Source organism: Limosilactobacillus sp. (assembly GCF_022482365.1).
Lineage (GTDB): Bacteria > Bacillota > Bacilli > Lactobacillales > Lactobacillaceae > Limosilactobacillus.
In genome coordinates this window covers 1,040,740-1,056,791 of record NZ_JAKVPE010000001.1, presented here as the reverse complement: position 1 = coordinate 1,056,791, position 16,052 = coordinate 1,040,740, and the positions used below count along the sequence as shown (strand labels likewise).

At 58.2% G+C, this 16,052-nt stretch carries 12 protein-coding genes and 1 tRNA gene; 9 read left to right on the top strand and 4 right to left on the bottom strand.

Annotation, left to right across the window (positions count from 1 at the left end):
* The first annotated feature begins 3 nt into the window (after nucleotides 1-3).
* The 5 genes from LKE23_RS05150 (at nucleotide 4) to LKE23_RS05130 (ending at nucleotide 7,086) form a co-directional block, all read left to right on the top strand.
* Nucleotides 4-1,398: a flavocytochrome c gene (locus LKE23_RS05150; protein WP_291976257.1), complete on the top strand. Its 1,395-nt coding sequence runs from the start codon at nucleotides 4-6 to the stop codon at nucleotides 1,396-1,398.
* Between the two features lie 63 nt (nucleotides 1,399-1,461).
* The gene (locus tag LKE23_RS05145; RefSeq protein ID WP_291976256.1) at nucleotides 1,462-2,883 is read left to right on the top strand and encodes an anion permease; all 1,422 of its coding nucleotides are present in this window, start codon (nucleotides 1,462-1,464) and stop codon (nucleotides 2,881-2,883) included.
* A 126-nt stretch (nucleotides 2,884-3,009) separates the two neighbouring features.
* Nucleotides 3,010-3,897 (top strand): LysR family transcriptional regulator, encoded by an 888-nt coding sequence (locus tag LKE23_RS05140; RefSeq protein WP_291976255.1) that lies wholly within the window; start codon nucleotides 3,010-3,012, stop codon nucleotides 3,895-3,897.
* 85 nt (nucleotides 3,898-3,982) lie between these two features.
* Nucleotides 3,983-5,347, top strand: coding sequence for a threonine/serine ThrE exporter family protein (locus LKE23_RS05135; protein WP_291976254.1), 1,365 nt, complete (start codon nucleotides 3,983-3,985; stop codon nucleotides 5,345-5,347).
* 260 nt (nucleotides 5,348-5,607) lie between these two features.
* Nucleotides 5,608-7,086: an MFS transporter gene (locus LKE23_RS05130; RefSeq protein ID WP_291978267.1), complete on the top strand. Its 1,479-nt coding sequence runs from the start codon at nucleotides 5,608-5,610 to the stop codon at nucleotides 7,084-7,086.
* 148 nt (nucleotides 7,087-7,234) lie between these two features.
* On the opposite strand, the gene LKE23_RS05125 is transcribed toward LKE23_RS05130, so the two are convergent.
* Nucleotides 7,235-8,584, bottom strand: a complete 1,350-nt coding sequence (locus LKE23_RS05125) for a replication-associated recombination protein A (protein ID WP_291976253.1) — start codon at nucleotides 8,582-8,584, stop codon at nucleotides 7,235-7,237.
* A 100-nt stretch (nucleotides 8,585-8,684) separates the two neighbouring features.
* Here LKE23_RS05125 and LKE23_RS05120 point away from each other — a divergent pair, with 100 nt between their 5' ends.
* Both LKE23_RS05120 and LKE23_RS05115 read left to right on the top strand, forming a co-directional pair.
* Entirely contained in the window at nucleotides 8,685-9,674 is a 990-nt protein-coding gene (locus LKE23_RS05120) for an alpha/beta hydrolase fold domain-containing protein (protein WP_291976252.1), read from the top strand.
* Between the two features lie 15 nt (nucleotides 9,675-9,689).
* Nucleotides 9,690-10,262: a DJ-1 family glyoxalase III gene (locus tag LKE23_RS05115; RefSeq protein WP_291976251.1), complete on the top strand. Its 573-nt coding sequence runs from the start codon at nucleotides 9,690-9,692 to the stop codon at nucleotides 10,260-10,262.
* 71 nt (nucleotides 10,263-10,333) lie between these two features.
* On the opposite strand, the gene LKE23_RS05110 is transcribed toward LKE23_RS05115, so the two are convergent.
* Complete coding sequence (locus LKE23_RS05110) at nucleotides 10,334-11,296, bottom strand: 2-hydroxyacid dehydrogenase family protein (RefSeq protein ID WP_291976250.1); 963 nt, start codon at nucleotides 11,294-11,296, stop codon at nucleotides 10,334-10,336.
* A 95-nt stretch (nucleotides 11,297-11,391) separates the two neighbouring features.
* Nucleotides 11,392-13,980, bottom strand: a complete 2,589-nt coding sequence (gene mprF / locus LKE23_RS05105; RefSeq protein WP_291976249.1) for a bifunctional lysylphosphatidylglycerol flippase/synthetase MprF — start codon at nucleotides 13,978-13,980, stop codon at nucleotides 11,392-11,394.
* A gap of 132 nt (nucleotides 13,981-14,112) precedes the next feature.
* Here mprF and LKE23_RS05100 point away from each other — a divergent pair.
* Nucleotides 14,113-14,187: transfer RNA gene (locus LKE23_RS05100), tRNA-Asp, on the top strand.
* A gap of 64 nt (nucleotides 14,188-14,251) precedes the next feature.
* Nucleotides 14,252-15,142 carry an RluA family pseudouridine synthase gene (locus tag LKE23_RS05095; protein WP_291976248.1) on the top strand — a complete coding sequence of 297 codons (891 nt, stop codon included), beginning with the start codon at nucleotides 14,252-14,254 and terminating at the stop codon, nucleotides 15,140-15,142.
* A gap of 184 nt (nucleotides 15,143-15,326) precedes the next feature.
* On the opposite strand, the gene LKE23_RS05090 is transcribed toward LKE23_RS05095, so the two are convergent.
* Nucleotides 15,327-16,052: a DUF4811 domain-containing protein gene (locus tag LKE23_RS05090; protein WP_291976247.1), complete on the bottom strand. Its 726-nt coding sequence runs from the start codon at nucleotides 16,050-16,052 to the stop codon at nucleotides 15,327-15,329.

Sequence of the window (16,052 nt, the reverse complement as noted above, 5' to 3'; positions counted from 1 at the left end):
AAAATGGCAGAAGAATTTCAACCATTATCCGTTAGCAAACTAGAAGACAGCTACGACGCCGTCATCATCGGTTCCGGTGGGACCGGTCTGGCCGCCGCCATCCAAGCCCACGAGCTGGGGATGAAGGTCGCCGTCTTTGAAAAGGAAGCAGAGCTGGGTGGGAACACCAACCGGGCCTCTTCCGGAATGAACGCCGCCGAAACCAACGTTCAACTGAAGCACGGGGTAATCGACAACGTTGCCGATTTCTACCACGAAACCTACAAGGACGGGGGCCGGCTCAACGATAAGGACATGCTCGGCTACTTCGTCTACCACACCGCGCCGGCAATCGACTGGCTGGCCGACCACGACATCAAGCTGGATGACATCACCGTGACCGGGGGGATGTCCAAAAAACGGACCCACCGTCCGGCCAGCATGGCGCCAATCGGTGGTTTCCTGGTCAAGAGCCTGCTAAGGGTGGTCGCCGAAGAAAAGATTCCGGTCTTCAACCAGACCAAGGTCACCAAGCTGCTCCAGGACGACGCCGGCCGAATCAACGGGGTGCACGTCAACGCCAACGGCCTGATCAAGACGATCAGCGCCAAGGCGGTCATTCTGGCCACCGGTGGTTTCGGCGCCTCCAAGGAGTACATCGAACGCTTCCGTCCCGACCTGAAGGACTACAAGACGACCAACCAACCGGGGGCGACCGGTGACGGCTTGAAGCTGGCCGAGAACGTCGGTGCCGAGCTGATGCAGATGAACCTGGTTCAGGTTCACCCGACCGTTCAGCAGGACCACCCGCACGTCTACCTGATCGGTGAAGCGGTCCGTGGCGAGGGGGCCATCCTGGTCAACGCCGAGGGGAAGCGGTTCGTCAACGAACTGAACACCCGGAAGATCGTTTCCAACGCGATCACGGCCCTGCCGGAGCACAGTGCCTACCTGATTTTTGACCAGGGAATCCGTGATCGGGCCAAGGCCATCGAATTCTACGACAAGGTTGGCCTGGTCGTTCACGGCGACACGATCGCGGACTTGGCGGACAAGCTGAAGATGGATCCGGCCGTCCTGGAAGAGACGGTCAAGACCTGGAACACGGCCGTGGCCAACCACGACGATGCCGCATTCAACCGGACGACCGGAATGGACCGGGGCATTGACAAGCCAGGCTTCTTCGCCATCCACATCGCTCCGGCCATCCACTACACGATGGGTGGTATCCACATCACGCCAAAGACACAGGTTCTGGACGGCAATGGCGACGTGATCCCTGGACTCTTCGCGGCCGGTGAAGTTGCCGGTGGACTGCACGGAAACAACCGGGTCGGCGGTAATTCGATCGCCGAGACGATCGTCTTTGGTCGGCAGGCTGGCCAGCAAGTAACCCTGTACGTTCGCGGCGAACACTAGGCCCAAACGGGGGGGGAAAGTGCCCCGCACAGCAATCATTGACATTTAAGAGAGAATTGGAAAATGGAAAAATTAGAACACGTTAACTACAAGGGCTTCATCCTGCCCCTGGTGGTGGGGATTGTCCTCTGGCTGATGACACCGCTCAAGCCCGCGGCCGTACCGGTTGCCGGCTGGCACATGTTTGCCCTCTTTGTCGGCACGATCATCGCCTGCATCACCCGGCCCCTGCCGATCGGTGGGGTCTCCATCGTTGCCTTTGCCCTGACCGTTTTGACCAAGACGGTCCCGATGGACAAGGCGATCGTCGGCTTCGGGAACGCCTCGATCTGGATGATCGCCATGGCCTTCTTCATTGCCCGGGGCTTCATCAAGACCGGCCTGGGCCGCCGGATTGCCCTGAACTTTGTCAAGGCCTTTGGGAAGCGGACGCTGGGATTGGCCTACTCCCTGATCGGGGTTGACCTGATCCTGGCCCCGGCCACGCCAAGCAACACGGCCCGTGCCGGTGGGGTGCTCTACCCAATCATCGAATCGCTGTCCCAGTCCTTTGGTTCCGACCCGAAAGACGGGACGGAGCGGAAGATTGGTTCTTTCCTGATCTTTGCCGAATATCATGGTGACATGATCACGGCGGCCATGTTCATGACCGCCATGGCCGCCAACCCGCTGGTCCAGACGCTGGCCAAGGGTTGCGGCGTGATTATCACCTGGACGGGCTGGTTCCTGGCCGCCCTGGTGCCCGGCATCATTTCCCTGATCGTCGTTCCGTGGCTGATCTACAAAATGTACCCACCAGAAATCAAGGAAACGCCGAACGCCAAGGAATGGGCGGATGAACAGCTGGCAAAGATGGGCCCGATGACCCTGCCGGAAAAGATCATGGCAGTTGTCTTCGTCGTTGCCCTCCTGCTCTGGATCACCGGGAGCTTCATCGGCATTGATGCCACCCTGGCGGCTTTCATCGCGCTGGCCCTGCTGCTCCTGACCGGGGTGCTGAGCTGGCAGGACGTCCTGCACGAGACCGGGGCCTGGAACACTTTGACCTGGTTCTCCGTTCTGGTAATGATGGCCGGTTCGCTGACCGCCCTCGGCTTCATTCCGTGGCTGAGCAAGGCGATCAGTGGCTCCCTGCACGGGATGAACTGGGTGTTGGTCCTGATCATCCTGATCGTCTTCTACTTCTACAGCCACTACCTCTTTGCCAGTTCGACGGCCCACGTTACGGCGATGTACAGTGCCCTCTTGGCCGTAGCCATCTCCGCTAACGTCCCACCAATGCTGGCGGCCCTCTTGCTTGGGTTCTTTGGTAACCTGATGGCCTCCACGACCCACTACGCATCCGGCCCCGCACCGGTGCTCTTCGGTTCCGGCTACGTGCCGCAGTCGAAGTGGTGGTCGTTGAACCTCATCCTCGGGGTCTTCTACCTGGTCGTTTGGATCGGGATCGGCAGCCTCTGGATGAAGGTCATTGGCATGTGGTAAAACACAATATCTAACTACTAAAACACGCGAATGCGATTCGAATCGCTAATTCGCGTGTTTTTAAATTTGCTATAATGGGAGCTGACTATTGATACGGTGAAATGATTGCCGAGACGGAGGAATTAGATGAATACGCGTGACCTACAGTATTTTGTCGCCCTTGTTAAATATAAGAACTACACCCAGGTGGCCAAGCAGTTTCGGGTGTCCCAGCCGACGATTACCCAGGCCATCCAGCGTCTGGAGCGGGAATTCAATGCCCAGCTGGTGCGCAAGGACCGGGGGCACCGGGACGAGATGATCACCAGGAGTGGCCAGCTCCTGTTCGAAAATGCCCGCCTGATCAACGAGCGGATTGACCTGGCCCACCGGGAAATTTCCCGGGCCAATCAGAAACAGATCCGTTTCGGCCTGCCGCCGATCATCGGGAAGCTTTACATTTCCCGGATCGTCCAGGAATTCTCGGGGGATCTCCTGTCCCGGTTGAAGATCACCTCGGTGGGCTCCCGGGACCTGCTCAACCAGATCCGCAGTGGGAAGATCGACATCGCCATCCTGGGTTCGACCGCCCCGATCAAGGAGCCCGGGGTCTTCGCGGACCTGATCACCACCCGGCCCTTTGGCATCGTCGTCAGCGACCACCATCCCCTGGCCCGTCGCGACCGCGTCAGCTTCAAGGAGCTGGCCAACGAGCGCTTCATCAACTTTGACCAGCAGTACATCCACCAGGCGGCTTTCCAGGCTTACTGCACCTACAGTCGGATCAAGCCCCAGGTGATGGTCTACCGGCTGCCGGACATTTCCTGGGTGAAGGAGCTGGTCCGGCAAAACCTGGGGATCAGCCTCCTGGTCAGGGACGCGGCCATCAACGAGCCGGGGATCAAGGTCCTGGAATTGACCGACCCGGTCCCGGAGCGTTTCTACATTTCCGTGGCCATGCGGGAGGGCTATGTCCTGAGTGAGGACGAGCAGGATTTCGTGAATCGCTTACATCAGATTCGCCTGGATGACTAGGGTGCCAAGGCTTGACAAGGGTCGTATAATGGTTAGTGACTTCTGACGGATTGGAATACTAGACGATGGGAGAAACATACTAGTCATGAGCAAAAATGACGAACTAATGTCTGAATTTGAACCAGCACGGCACCTGTCCAACAAGCACCACATGGCGATCCCGTGGCAGGACTTCTTCACGAACGACAACTTCACACCGGCCAGTGAGGCCAACCTGGTGGAGCGGGCGGCAATCGTCGGGCGGATCGGCCTGATGATGCTCTCGTACGGAACCGGGGCTTGGCGAGTCCGTGACTCGATGAACACCGTAGCCCGGAAGCTGAAGATGACCTGCACTGTCGACATCGGCCTGGTGTCGCTGGAGTACACCTGCATGGACGCCCACCACAGCTACACCCAGGCGGTTTCTTTGCCCAGCACGGGGGTCAACACGACCAAGTTGTCTAAGATGGAGCGCTTCATCGACGAGTTTGACGAACACGGTGACGAGCTGACGATCGGTGAGATCCATTCGCGCCTGGAAACGATCGCCCATTCCAAGGGCAACTACGCCCCCTACCAGGTAGGCCTGGCGGCGGCATTGGCCTGCAGCGCCTTCGTTTTCCTCCTCGGTGGGGGACCGATCGAAATGGTCTGCAGCTTCATCGGTGCGGGCCTAGGTAACTACGTCCGCCGCAAGCTGATTGATCGTCACATCACGCTCTTCGCCTGCGTCGGCGTAGCGGTGGCGGTGGCCTGCCTGACCTACCTGCTTTCGCTTAGCCTCCTGCAGCTGGGGCTGGGCGTCAGCTCCCGCCACGAGGCCGGCTACATTGGGGCGATGCTCTTCATCATCCCCGGCTTTCCCTTCATCACCAGCGGCCTGGACATCTCCAAGCTCGACATGCGCTCGGGGCTGGAACGGATGACCTACGCGATCGCTATCATCCTGGTGGCGACCTTGGTGGGCTGGATCATGGCGATGGCGGTGAACCTGCGGCCGGAAAACTTCGCCGCCCTGCCGCTGTCGGCCACGGCCCTGCTCCTCTTGCGGATCCCGGCCAGCTTCTGCGGGGTCTTCGGCTTCTCGATTATGTTTAACAGCACGCCGAAGATGGCGGCGATTGCCGGGCTGATCGGGGCGGTGGCCAACACGACCCGCCTGGAACTGGTCGACTTAATCGGGATGCCAGCGGGGGCGGCGGCCTTCATCGGTGCCTTGATCGCCGGGCTGCTGGCCTCGATTGTCAAGCGCAAGGTCCGTTACCCACAGATCTCGATCACCGTTCCTTCGATCGTCATCATGGTGCCGGGGCTCTACCTCTACCGGGGGATGTACAACCTCGGCCTGACCTCGATCAGTGTCGGGGCCCTGTGGATCACCAAGGCGGTCTTAATCATCCTCTTCCTGCCGCTCGGCCTAGTGGCGGCCCGGATCCTGACCGACAGCAAGTGGCGCCATAACGGCTGACTGACTTTACCCCGGCGCAGAGCTGACGAAGCGTTACCGGATCTTCCCAATGTATCATCCGGCAGCAATTCTTTATGTTCGACGCCTGGAGCCGGTTGTTCAGGCGGATTGGCAGCGGCTGGGTAAATATCTGAAAGAAAATCACTAAGGGCGTATACTTTTCGGGGAACAGCCCTTATAATGAACAATAGTTTTTTGAAAGGACTTCTTGCGTGCAAGGAGTTCTTTTATTTATGATTATGAACAAACGGGAGGATGAAATGGAAGATAACCAGCGACGGACAATTGTAACCGGGGCCCTCTTACTGTCGAACATCATGGCCGGCATGGACGGGACGATCGTCAACACGGCCCTGCCGGCAATCACCAGTGACCTCCATGCCCTGCAGTACATGGGCTGGATCGTGGCCACCTTTTTGCTGGGGATGGCGGTGGCCACGCCCCTCTGGAGCAAGTTTGGTGAGCACAAGGGTAACAAGGTGGCCTACATCTGCGCGACGACGCTGTTCATGGTCGGGGCGATCTTTCAGGGGATGGCGCCGAACATTCTCTGGTTTATCATCGCCCGGACGGTCATGGGGATCGGCGCCGGTGGGATGAACACGATTCCCTTCATCGTCTTTGCCGAAATTTACCAAAACCTGCGCAAGCGGGCGGAGGTACTGGGTCTCTCCAGCGCCTGCTTCGGTGGGGCCTCGATCATCGGCCCGCTGCTGGGGGGCTTTTTGGTCGATACCTGGAGCTGGCACTGGGTCTTCTACGTCAACGTTCCAATCGCCATCATCGCGATCACGATCATCAGCCTCTTCTACCGCAACTCCGGTCAGCAGGCGGCCGGCAAGCCCGTCGACTATCTGGGAGCGGCCCTGCTGGTGACCAGCCTGACGACGATCCTGGTGGCCGTTCAATTGATCGGCACGGTGGCCTGGTGGATCGTGGCCCTGCTGGTGCTGATTGGCCTGGCCCTGTTAGCGTGGATGGCCAGGGTTGATGCCCATGCCGCCGACCCGATCGTGCCGAGCCGGCTCTTCAAGAACCGCGAGCTGGTGATTGACTTCCTGCTCTTCGTGATCATCTGGGGATCCTTTATCGCCTTTATCACCTACATTCCGATGTGGGCGCAGGGGCTCTTGGGGTTGAGTGCCCTGCTCGGGGGGATGACCCAGATTCCCGGGGCGATCACGAACTTCATCGGCTCGGAACTGGTACCATTTCTCCAGGAGCGCTGGGGCAAGTACTGGATCGTGACCGCCGGGGCAAGCAGCATCTTCATCGCCTTCCTGGGGATCCTGCTGGCCGGTGAAAACGCGCCGTTCTGGCTTCTGCTTGCCATGGGGGCCTTTGAGGGGATGGGCGTGGGTCTGGTCTTTAACATCCTCCAGATCAGCGTCCAGACCGATGCCGAGCTCCGCGACGTCCCGATCGCGACCTCGATGGGCTATTTGCTCCGGATCCTGAGCCAAACCCTGATGGCCGCGGCCTATGGGGTAATCCTAAACAACCAGCTCTTCCGGGGCGTGAAGACCCACCACGGCATCACAATGACGATGCTCAACAAGCTGTCCAACGCGGAGACGGCCGATACCCTGCCACGGGCGCTGGTGCCGACGATGCGCAACATCCTTTACAGCGGCTACCGCGACATCGTGATCGGGGCGATCGTCCTGATCGTCATCTCGCTGTTGATCGTGATCCCGCTGGGCTGGCACCATCACCTAGCCAACGCGGCGAAGGATTAAAGCTGGCTTTTTGAATTGTGGCCTTTACTACCGGATAAATCCACAGATTTCTGCAAGCCTTGCGTAAACCTGCGGATTTGTCGGGTGTTAGAAACGAAAAATTATAATTTAGATTAAAAATAGGGAAAAATCGCTGGTTGATCTTTCCCTATTTATTTGCCTTGGAATTGTCATCGCCCGGGTGGCGGCGGTGCCATTCAGCAATCTGTTCCATCCGGTTCTTAAAGCGGGGCTCAAAGCCCTGGTCGCCGGGCTGGTAGAAGTGTTCATCGGCAAGTTCCGGCGGCATGGTGGTCATGCTCGTCAGCTTGTCCTTGGTGTCGTGGGCATACTGGTAGCCCTGGCCGTAGTGAAGCTCCTTCATCAGCTTGGTTGGGGCGTTGCGGATCTGCAGCGGGACGGGCAGGTTGCCGGTCTTCTTGATCGCCTTTCTGGCCGCCTGCCGCGCCGTGTAGACGGCGTTGGACTTGGGAGCTAGCGCCAGGTAGATTACGCACTCGGTCAGGTGGACGTCACATTCGGGCATCCCCAGGAACTGGCAGGCCTGGAAGGTGTTGATGGCGACCCGGAGTGCGTTGGTGTTGGCCAGGCCGATGTCCTCGCTGGCAAAACGCACCAGGCGCCGGGCAATGTAGAGCGGATCCTCGCCACCGTCCAGCATCCGCGAGCACCAGTAGATCGCGGCGTCGACGTCGCTGTTGCGCATCGACTTGTGGAGGGCGGAGATGATGTTGTAGTGCTCCTCGTCGTGCTTGTCGTAGCGCAGCGACTTGGTGTTGACCAGCTGGCTCAGGTCGGCCGTGGTGACGGTCACGTCCTGGCCGTCGCGCTGACCATTGAGCACCGCCATCTCCAGGGTGTTGAGGGCGATTCGGGCGTCACCGTTGGCAAACTGGGCGATGGTATGGAGCTCATCATCAGCGCAGTGGACCTTGAGGCCAGGGAAACCGTTGGGGTGGTGGAGCGCTCGCCTGAGGACCTGCTCGATGTCTTCAACGGTCAGTGAGTGGAGGACGAAGACCCGGCAGCGGCTGAGCAAGGCGGCATTGATCTCAAAGGACGGGTTCTCGGTCGTCGCCCCGATCAGGGTGATGCTGCCGCGCTCGACAAAGGGGAGGAAGGCGTCCTGCTGGGCCTTGTTGAAACGGTGAATTTCGTCGATGAAACAGACGGTCCGTTCGCCGTACTCCCGGTTCTGCTCGGCCTCCTCCATGATCTTGCGAATGTCTCTGATACTGGAGGTGACGGCGCTGAAGGTGATGAAGTGGGCCTTGGTCTGGTGGGCGATGATCTGGGCCAGGGTCGTCTTGCCCGTTCCCGGTGGCCCCCAGAAGATTAAGGAGGAGAGCTGGTCGTGTTCGATGATGTCGCGCAGGACCTTGCCGGGGCCCAGCAGGTGCTGCTGGCCGACGAAGTCATCGATCGTCGTCGGTCGCACCCGGTTGGCCAGCGGGGTGTTTTGGGGACTTTCCTGGGCAAATAGTGATTCTTGGTGCATAGGCGGACCTTCTTTCGCCTCTATTCTAAACTAAATCTTAACAAAATAGTATCGGGATGCGTGTTACGATAAGGGTAACCAAGTAAAGGGGCAAAATCTGATGGAGAAGTTAATAAGACGACATGGCAACGGGCTCGTTGCAAAATTAATGAACAACCTGGGGGGCAGTCTGCGTGACCTGCGCCGCTGTGGGGACCACCGTTCCAATAAGGCGACCTTTATCGAGATGGGGATCCAGCTCAGCGGGTTTAAGCACGCCCTGTCGGATTCGGCGGCGTTCGACCAGCTCCTCCAAACGGCGCGGGAGGCCAATGCGGCTTCCTATGTCCTGCCCCAGGTCGCTTTCAACGTGAAGGTCCGCCAGCTGAAGCACTACCAGATCCCCGTTTACGCGCTCAACGAACGGGGACAAGAGCAGCCGGTGATCGTTTACCTGACGGGCGGGGCCTACATCCAGGCGCCCGATAAGACCCACTGGCAGTACCTGAACGCCCTGGCCCAACAGACCGGCGCCCGGGTCTACGTGCCAATTTACTCCCTGGCTCCGCAGAACAATTTCCGCGCCGCCTACCAGGAGATTGCTCAGCTGTACGGCAACCTCTACCAGCGGGTTCCGGCCAGCGACATCACTCTGATGGGCGATTCGGCCGGGGCGGGACTAGCGCTGGGCTTTAGCGAATACCTCGGCCAGCGCGGCCTGCCGCAGCCGGGTCATTTGATTTTGATTTCGCCCTGGCTCGACCTGGACCTGCAGAATCCGGTAATTGATCGCTACGAAAAAGACGACGTGACCCTTAGTCGGATGGGCTTGCGGCGGATCGCGGATATCTGGGCGGGCGACGTTGACCACCGGGACTACCGGCTCAGCCCGCTCTTTGGCGACGTTGACCAGCTGCGCGACGTCTACGTCTTTGCGGGGACCAAGGAAATCATGTATCCCGATGCCGCCCGGCTGGTGGAAAAGCTCAAGACGGCGGGAATTCCGGTCCACTTCACGATCGGTCGGGGGATGTTCCACATCTACCCGCTCTATCCGGTTCCCGAGGCCGAAAAGGCGATGCAGCAGGTTAAAAAAGTTGTTAATTCTTAAGATGGGGTGATTTAAATGGCAAAAGTTGCAGTTGTATTTGCACCAGGCTGTGAGGAAGTCGAGGGCCTGTCGATCATCGACGTTCTGCGCCGGATGGGCATCGACACCACCATGGTCGGTTTGGAAAACCTGAAGGTGCCGGGCGCGCACGGGATCGAGTTGACCTGTGACACGGTGATGGACGATTCACTGCTCGACTATGATGTCGTGGCCTTTCCGGGTGGCCGTGGCGGTGCCCAAAAGCTGCGTGACAACACGAAGCTGGCCGACTTAATGCGGGAACGCAACCGGCAGGGCAAGTGGGACGCCGCCATGTGTGCGGCCCCGATCGCCCTGGCCAAGTATGGCCTGCTGGACGGCCGTGACTACACCTGCTTCCCGGGCATCAACGAGGAAGTTGACGCCAGTGCCAAGAATGCCCACTTCAAGGAGGACATCACCGTGGTCGATGAGGCGGGCAAGGTGATTACCAGCCGCGGTCCGGCCACGGCCCTGGCCTTTGCCTTCCAGATTGCCGAAGTGCTCGGCTATGACACCAAGCAGATCAAGCACGAGATGCTTTACGACTACCTGCTGGCGCAAAAGTAAACTTAACAATAAAAGAGGAGCGACTCCAGTTGGAATTGCTCCTCTTTTTTGTGTCTGGTTAGATTAGGGGATTACTTGTTGACAACGTACTTAACCAGGTCATCCTGCAGTGCGGCCACGGCGTTGTTGGCAACGATCTCGCCCATGGCGTCCCGGGCTTCCACAGAGGCGTTCCCGATGTGTGGCGTCAGGATGACATTGTCGAGCTTCTTGAAGGCGTCGTCCACCTCTGGTTCGGCCTCGTAAACGTCGAGGGCGGCCCCGGCGATTTCACCCTTGTTCAGGGCATCGAGGACGGCGGCTTCACTGATGACCGGTCCCCGGGCACAGTTGATCAGAACGGCGCTGTTCTTCATCAGCTTCAGCTGGTCGGCGTCGATCATGTGGTGGGTCTCGTCGGTCAGTGGGCAGTGGAGGGTCACGACGTCAGCGCGCTTGAGCAGCTCGTCCAGGCTGACGTATTCGGCGGAACAGGCAGCCTCGGTCGCCGGATCGGCCTGGTGACGCTGCGTGTAGATGATCTTCATGTTAAAGGCGTGCATCCGCTTGGCAACGGCGCTCCCGATGCTGCCCAGGCCAACGATCCCGAGGGTCTTGCCGGCCAGTTCGTGCCCCAGGAAGAAGAGCGGGGCCCAGCCGTCAAAGCCGATGGTCCGCATCCGGTGATCACCCTCAACGATCCGCCGCATCAGGGCGATCATTAGTCCACAGGCAACCTCGGCCGTCGCGGTTGAGGAAACGAATGGCGTGTTGGTGACGTCGATGCCCTTAGAACGCGCATACTTGGCGTCGATGTTGTTGAAGCCGGCCCCGAAGTTTGCGATCAGCTTCAGTTGTGGGGCGGCATCGATGACGTCACGATCGACCTGGGTGGACAGTGGCGTGATCAGAACCTGGCAGTCACCGACGTGCTTGAGCAGCTCGTCCTTGGTTATCAGCCCCTCACCATCGAAAACCTCGTAGTCCAGCTTGGCCTGGTCGAGGATCTTGGTTGCGATTGACGGTAATTTTGCAGAAAGATATACAGTTGCCATAATATTTTCGCCTTCCTAACTAAATAAAATACACAGTAAGCGTTTTCGTATTCTATTGTAGGCTTCATAAAAAGGCAATGCAAACATTCCGGGATCTAGTTATGATTCAGCCAAAAGAAGAAGAGGTGGCGGTTTTGTTGATCGATCCGCTGGTTGACGACGCTGACCAGGATCAACATGTTGCCGACCAGGGAATTCTTCTTGCGATAGGCGATGTAGCGCGATTCCCAGAAGGAGGCGTACTTGTCCTTGTAATGACGCAAGCCCTGGAAGCCGTAGAGGTGGTAACCGTACTCGTAGATGAAGTGGGCGATCTTTTCCTCGATGAAGCTGAACTGGTACTCACCGACGTTGGAGAGCGGGGCCATCCCGAGGTCGAAGTAGGTATAGCCATTTTCCTGGCCGTACTGGTACATACTGATGAAGATCTTGTCCATGATGCCGGACGGGGCGTCCTTGCTGTGGCGCATCAGATCGATGGTCAGGATCTTCTTGCCCCCGGTTGGCATGAAGGTGGCAAAGGCAACTAGCTTGCCGTCTTTGTCTCGAACGGTGCCCACCGGCGCCTGGTTAATGTAGTAGGGATCAAAGAAGCCCAGTGAAAAGCCCTTTTCGACCTCCTCACCCAGCCAACTGTCGGAGACCGCCTTCAACTCGGCCAGTTGCTCGTCGTTAAAGGGCGGTTGGATGACGTTGAAGGTGTAGCCTTCCCGGTCGAACTTGTGCATCAGGGCCCGCTGCGACCGCTGCTTTTTCCCGGCCAGGGTGAAGTCGGCTAGGGTGACCATGCCACTCTCCCCGGTCTTGATGAAGTCAAAGCCGAACTCGTGGAGCAGGAGGGTGGCGGTATCGGAAACCTCGTAGAAGACCAGCTGGTAGCCGTAGCGGTCGGCCTCGCGGATAAACTGGCGGATAGCTGGCCGCCAGACCGCGGGATTGCCGACTGGATCGCCCATGATGACGAGCCGATCGTACTTGCGCCGGTACATGAAGAAGAGCTGGTCCTCGCCATCGACCTGGTAAAAGTAGATTGACTTGTCGCGTAGGAAGGCCAGGTGGCTGGTGGTGGAGCCGCCGTATTTGTCAATCACCTGGCGGACCCGGTCGGCTGCAAAGCTGTGGACGGAATAGAAGGGGTCCCAACCGGTGGTGAAATATTTCAAAATGATAAACATCAGGGCCAGGCCGAGCAGGAGGCCGATCATCCCGGACAGCCAGATTTTTTCACCGGGGAAGAAGAGAAAGTCCGGGACGTGGTGCTTAGCGGTGTAGTGGGGGTCGTTGATCACGCCGACGAGGATGTAGAGGACGAAGCTGCCGGCGAAGCTTACCCCGTCGACGATGAACTTGCCGACCGAGTACTGGAGCTTTTCCCGGTAGAGAACGTGGCGCGACATCAAGACGAAGAGCAAGACGATGCTCAGGTAGATCGTCAAACTCCAGGTCCCCAGGTTCCAGATCGTGTTGCCAATTCCGATCAGCAAAAGGATTAGGGTCGGCCAATAGGCTTTTTTCACCTTGGCCTGAAGCCCCCGTGCACAGGCCAGCATGGCGACGGCGAAGAGGATCGTCGTCATCTGGTGGAGGAAGAAGAAAGTGTAGGGATAGAGGCGCTGGATCAGTTTGTTCTGTGCCGTCAGGTCGGGAACGGAGGCGGTTAAAAGCATCAGGATCCCGGAGATGTACATGAAGGCGGTGATCAGGAAGTGGGCGGCCTTGCGGGACATCATCAGTGGCAGGCCGTCGAAGAATTCGTTCATCTGGTGGGCCAGGTTGTGGATAAACATGCCGGCCGCGACGATCAGGGGAACGATGTAGTAGAAAAGCCGGAACAATAGCAGCCAGATCACAATCGTGGCCCGCGGAACGCCCAGCATTGCCAGCTCCATCATCATCATCAGGTCAAAGGAACCCAGGGCCCCGGGGAGCATGGAGAGAATCCCCAGCACCTGGGCAACCACGTAGAGCGGCAGGACGCTGAGCAGGTTGCCCCGAACGCCCAAACACCAGCCGACCAGGAGGAAGAAAAGGGCGACCAGCAACCACTCAAAGGTCGAACTAGTGACGATGAAGCCCTCAAGTTTGGGGGTGATATCGGCGAACAGCTTACTGTTGTGGACAATGGTGAAGTAGAAGACCAGCGGAAAGTAGAGCCCGCCGCCGACCAGCCAGATGGCATACTGACGGAAGTGGCCGCCGTCGTGGAAGCCAAACATTACGATCAGGGCCAGCCAGCAGAGGACGGACAGGCCGGAGAGCAGGAAGATAGCAATCTTGGAAATCGCCAAAAGAATTTGCTTCTTGGTGGCGTTTTGGCGGTAGAAGTAGGCCCGCAGCGTGGAGCCGAGCAGGCCGCCGAAACCGGCGATATTGGTCAGAGTGTTGGTGATCCAGCCACAGCGAACGATGTAGGAGCGGGAAAATTTCCCGGGTAATAATTGGGTGATGGCAAAGTCATAGCCCAGCATTGGAATGACGGCAATGCAGCCGGCCACCAGCAGGAGAATGATCTTGCCGACAGAAAGGCTGGTGAGGCCCAGACCGACCTGGTGCCAATTGACGGTCCGAAAAAAGGCACCGAGGGCGTGGATGACGAAGACCAGCACCGACGTGACAAAGAGCAGCTTGATGATCCGGGAGTATTTCTCCCACCAGGTCGCCAGGCGCATCCCGAATGATTTCATAGTAGTAATTTCCTCCTCGTGAGTAACAGCTATTTCCATTATAAATGCTCAGCGGGGCGGCGTCAGGTGAATTAGTAAAATAGTAGTTGACGCCCGGGTTAATATCACGTATACTCTTAGATGTTGTCAAATGGTCCGTTGGTCTAGTTGGTTTAGGACGCATCCCTGTCACGGATGAGATCACGAGTTCGAGTCTCGTACGGACCGTATAAACTGTCAAAGTTGAGTCGTTGTACTCAGCTTTTTTTGTACCAAAAATAATGGAGGAACAATGGAAAATACGTGGATTTATCGGGGAAGCGAACCGATTAAGATTAAGAAGTACCTGCAGGAGCTGGGGATGGGCCACCGCCTCTTCAATGAGATCAAGAAGGGGCAGGGGACCTTCCTGGTGGATCACCGTCCGGTGCGGCCGACGACCAAGGTGCTGCCCAACCAGCCGTTAACGATTCAGGTCCAGCCGGAACCGGCCGACCCGACCGTCGCCATCAGTGACCAGCCCTTAAAGGTAGTCTATGAAGATGACAACTGGCTGGTGGTCGACAAGCCGGTCGGGGTCAGCTCCATCCCGGGGCCCAGTACGCCCAACGACACCATCCTGAACCGGGTCAAGGGCTACCTAACGGCCCAGGGCGCAGAAGACCTGCAGCCCCACCTGATCACCCGGCTGGACCGCGACACCAGCGGCCTGCTCCTGGTGGCCAAGCACCACGTTGCCTCCAGCATGATTAGCCAGCAGGTCCAGCAGCACCGGATGCTCAAGGAGTACACGGCACTGATTGCGGGCCGCTTGGCCGACGACCACGGTTTGATTGACCAGCCAATTGCTCGCCGCCCCGACCAGGCCCAGCGGGTAATCGCCGAAGACGGGCAGCGGGCCCTGACTGAGTACTGGGCTGAGAAACGGGGGACCGACTGGACGCTGGTTCGGATCCAGCTGCACACCGGCCGGACCCACCAGATTCGGGTTCACTTCGCCTACTTGGGCCATCCCTTGATCGGGGATGCCCTTTACGGCGGTCCGGCGACGGCGGCAGGTCACCAGCTGCTCCACGCGGCCAAACTGTCCTTCAAGGATCCGTTCACGCTGCGACAACTGACCTTCACGTCCCCGCTCCCGGCGGCATTTGAGGAATTGATGGAAAAAGTGAGTGGAAAATAACCATCAGTGGGGCGAGAGGCTACTAGGACGGGAGTCGGCGCTGAAGGCGTCGGCTTTCGTCCGTAGTCAAATAGACTTGCTTCGCTGCGCTAGACACTAGCCACACGGTTATTTCCACGTTATCTTATTATTAGAATTCAAAAAGGATGTGACTGAGCTTTTGCCCGGTCGCATCCTTTTGAATTTAGTTTAATTGTTTTAGCATTTGGCGAACCATTTTGGCCTGGAACTCCTGCTGAGCCGTTTGGGCAGTCTGCTGAATCTGCTTAGCGCTCATGTGTGGGTTCTTGGCCATCGCCTGTTGAACCTTGGCGCTGACGTAGGCCTTGCCCGTTTGTTGGGCACTAGCCTGCATTTGCGCAACCTGTGGTGATTTGGCCACGGCCTGAAGCTTTGCCGCCTGCTTGACGGTCAGCTTGACGTAGGTCCGGGGGTACTCCAGCGTGTTGATTCGCTTGACCAGGGTCTTGTCCATCCCCGCGCCGCCGTAAAGCACCCGGTAGAAGTTATTCTTGTAGCGCCAGCGCGTCTCCTTGGTGACTAGGCGTGGCGTCGACCGATTCGTCCACTTGATCTTGCTGTGGGTGTATTCGTTGGCCTGGGTGTGGACCGGCTTCTTCTGCTGAGCCGACGTCTTATAGATGTAGACGTTGTCCTCACCACTCGTGCCCACCGGCTGGTAGAGAGCCAGCGGCATGGTTGAGCTTACCGGGTAAATTCGTTTAGTCGTGGTCGTGGTGACCTGGTGCATACCAAAGTGGTGGCTGTAGTTGAGGGTCATCAGGGCCGTGGAACCGACGAAGAGGATCCCGAAGATGAGGGCTAAGACGGCGCTTAATCCCTTGTTCTTAACCAGCATGACGCTGAGGAAGAAGGCAATGGCGGCAGCAAACATGATGATAATAACCAT

What these genes read in the sequence shown, in the direction of transcription:
- LKE23_RS05150 (WP_291976257.1), top strand. Translation starts at nt 4, where the DNA reads ATGGCAGAAGAATTTCAACCATTATCCGTTAGCAAACTAGAAGACAGC.
- LKE23_RS05145 (WP_291976256.1), top strand. Translation starts at nt 1,462, where the DNA reads ATGGAAAAATTAGAACACGTTAACTACAAGGGCTTCATCCTGCCCCTG.
- LKE23_RS05140 (WP_291976255.1), top strand. Translation starts at nt 3,010, where the DNA reads ATGAATACGCGTGACCTACAGTATTTTGTCGCCCTTGTTAAATATAAG.
- LKE23_RS05135 (WP_291976254.1), top strand. Translation starts at nt 3,983, where the DNA reads ATGAGCAAAAATGACGAACTAATGTCTGAATTTGAACCAGCACGGCAC.
- LKE23_RS05130 (WP_291978267.1), top strand. Translation starts at nt 5,608, where the DNA reads ATGGAAGATAACCAGCGACGGACAATTGTAACCGGGGCCCTCTTACTG.
- LKE23_RS05125 (WP_291976253.1), bottom strand. Translation starts at nt 8,584, where the DNA reads ATGCACCAAGAATCACTATTTGCCCAGGAAAGTCCCCAAAACACCCCG.
- LKE23_RS05120 (WP_291976252.1), top strand. Translation starts at nt 8,685, where the DNA reads ATGGAGAAGTTAATAAGACGACATGGCAACGGGCTCGTTGCAAAATTA.
- LKE23_RS05115 (WP_291976251.1), top strand. Translation starts at nt 9,690, where the DNA reads ATGGCAAAAGTTGCAGTTGTATTTGCACCAGGCTGTGAGGAAGTCGAG.
- LKE23_RS05110 (WP_291976250.1), bottom strand. Translation starts at nt 11,296, where the DNA reads ATGGCAACTGTATATCTTTCTGCAAAATTACCGTCAATCGCAACCAAG.
- mprF (WP_291976249.1), bottom strand. Translation starts at nt 13,980, where the DNA reads ATGAAATCATTCGGGATGCGCCTGGCGACCTGGTGGGAGAAATACTCC.
- LKE23_RS05095 (WP_291976248.1), top strand. Translation starts at nt 14,252, where the DNA reads ATGGAAAATACGTGGATTTATCGGGGAAGCGAACCGATTAAGATTAAG.
- LKE23_RS05090 (WP_291976247.1), bottom strand. Translation starts at nt 16,052, where the DNA reads ATGGTTATTATCATCATGTTTGCTGCCGCCATTGCCTTCTTCCTCAGC.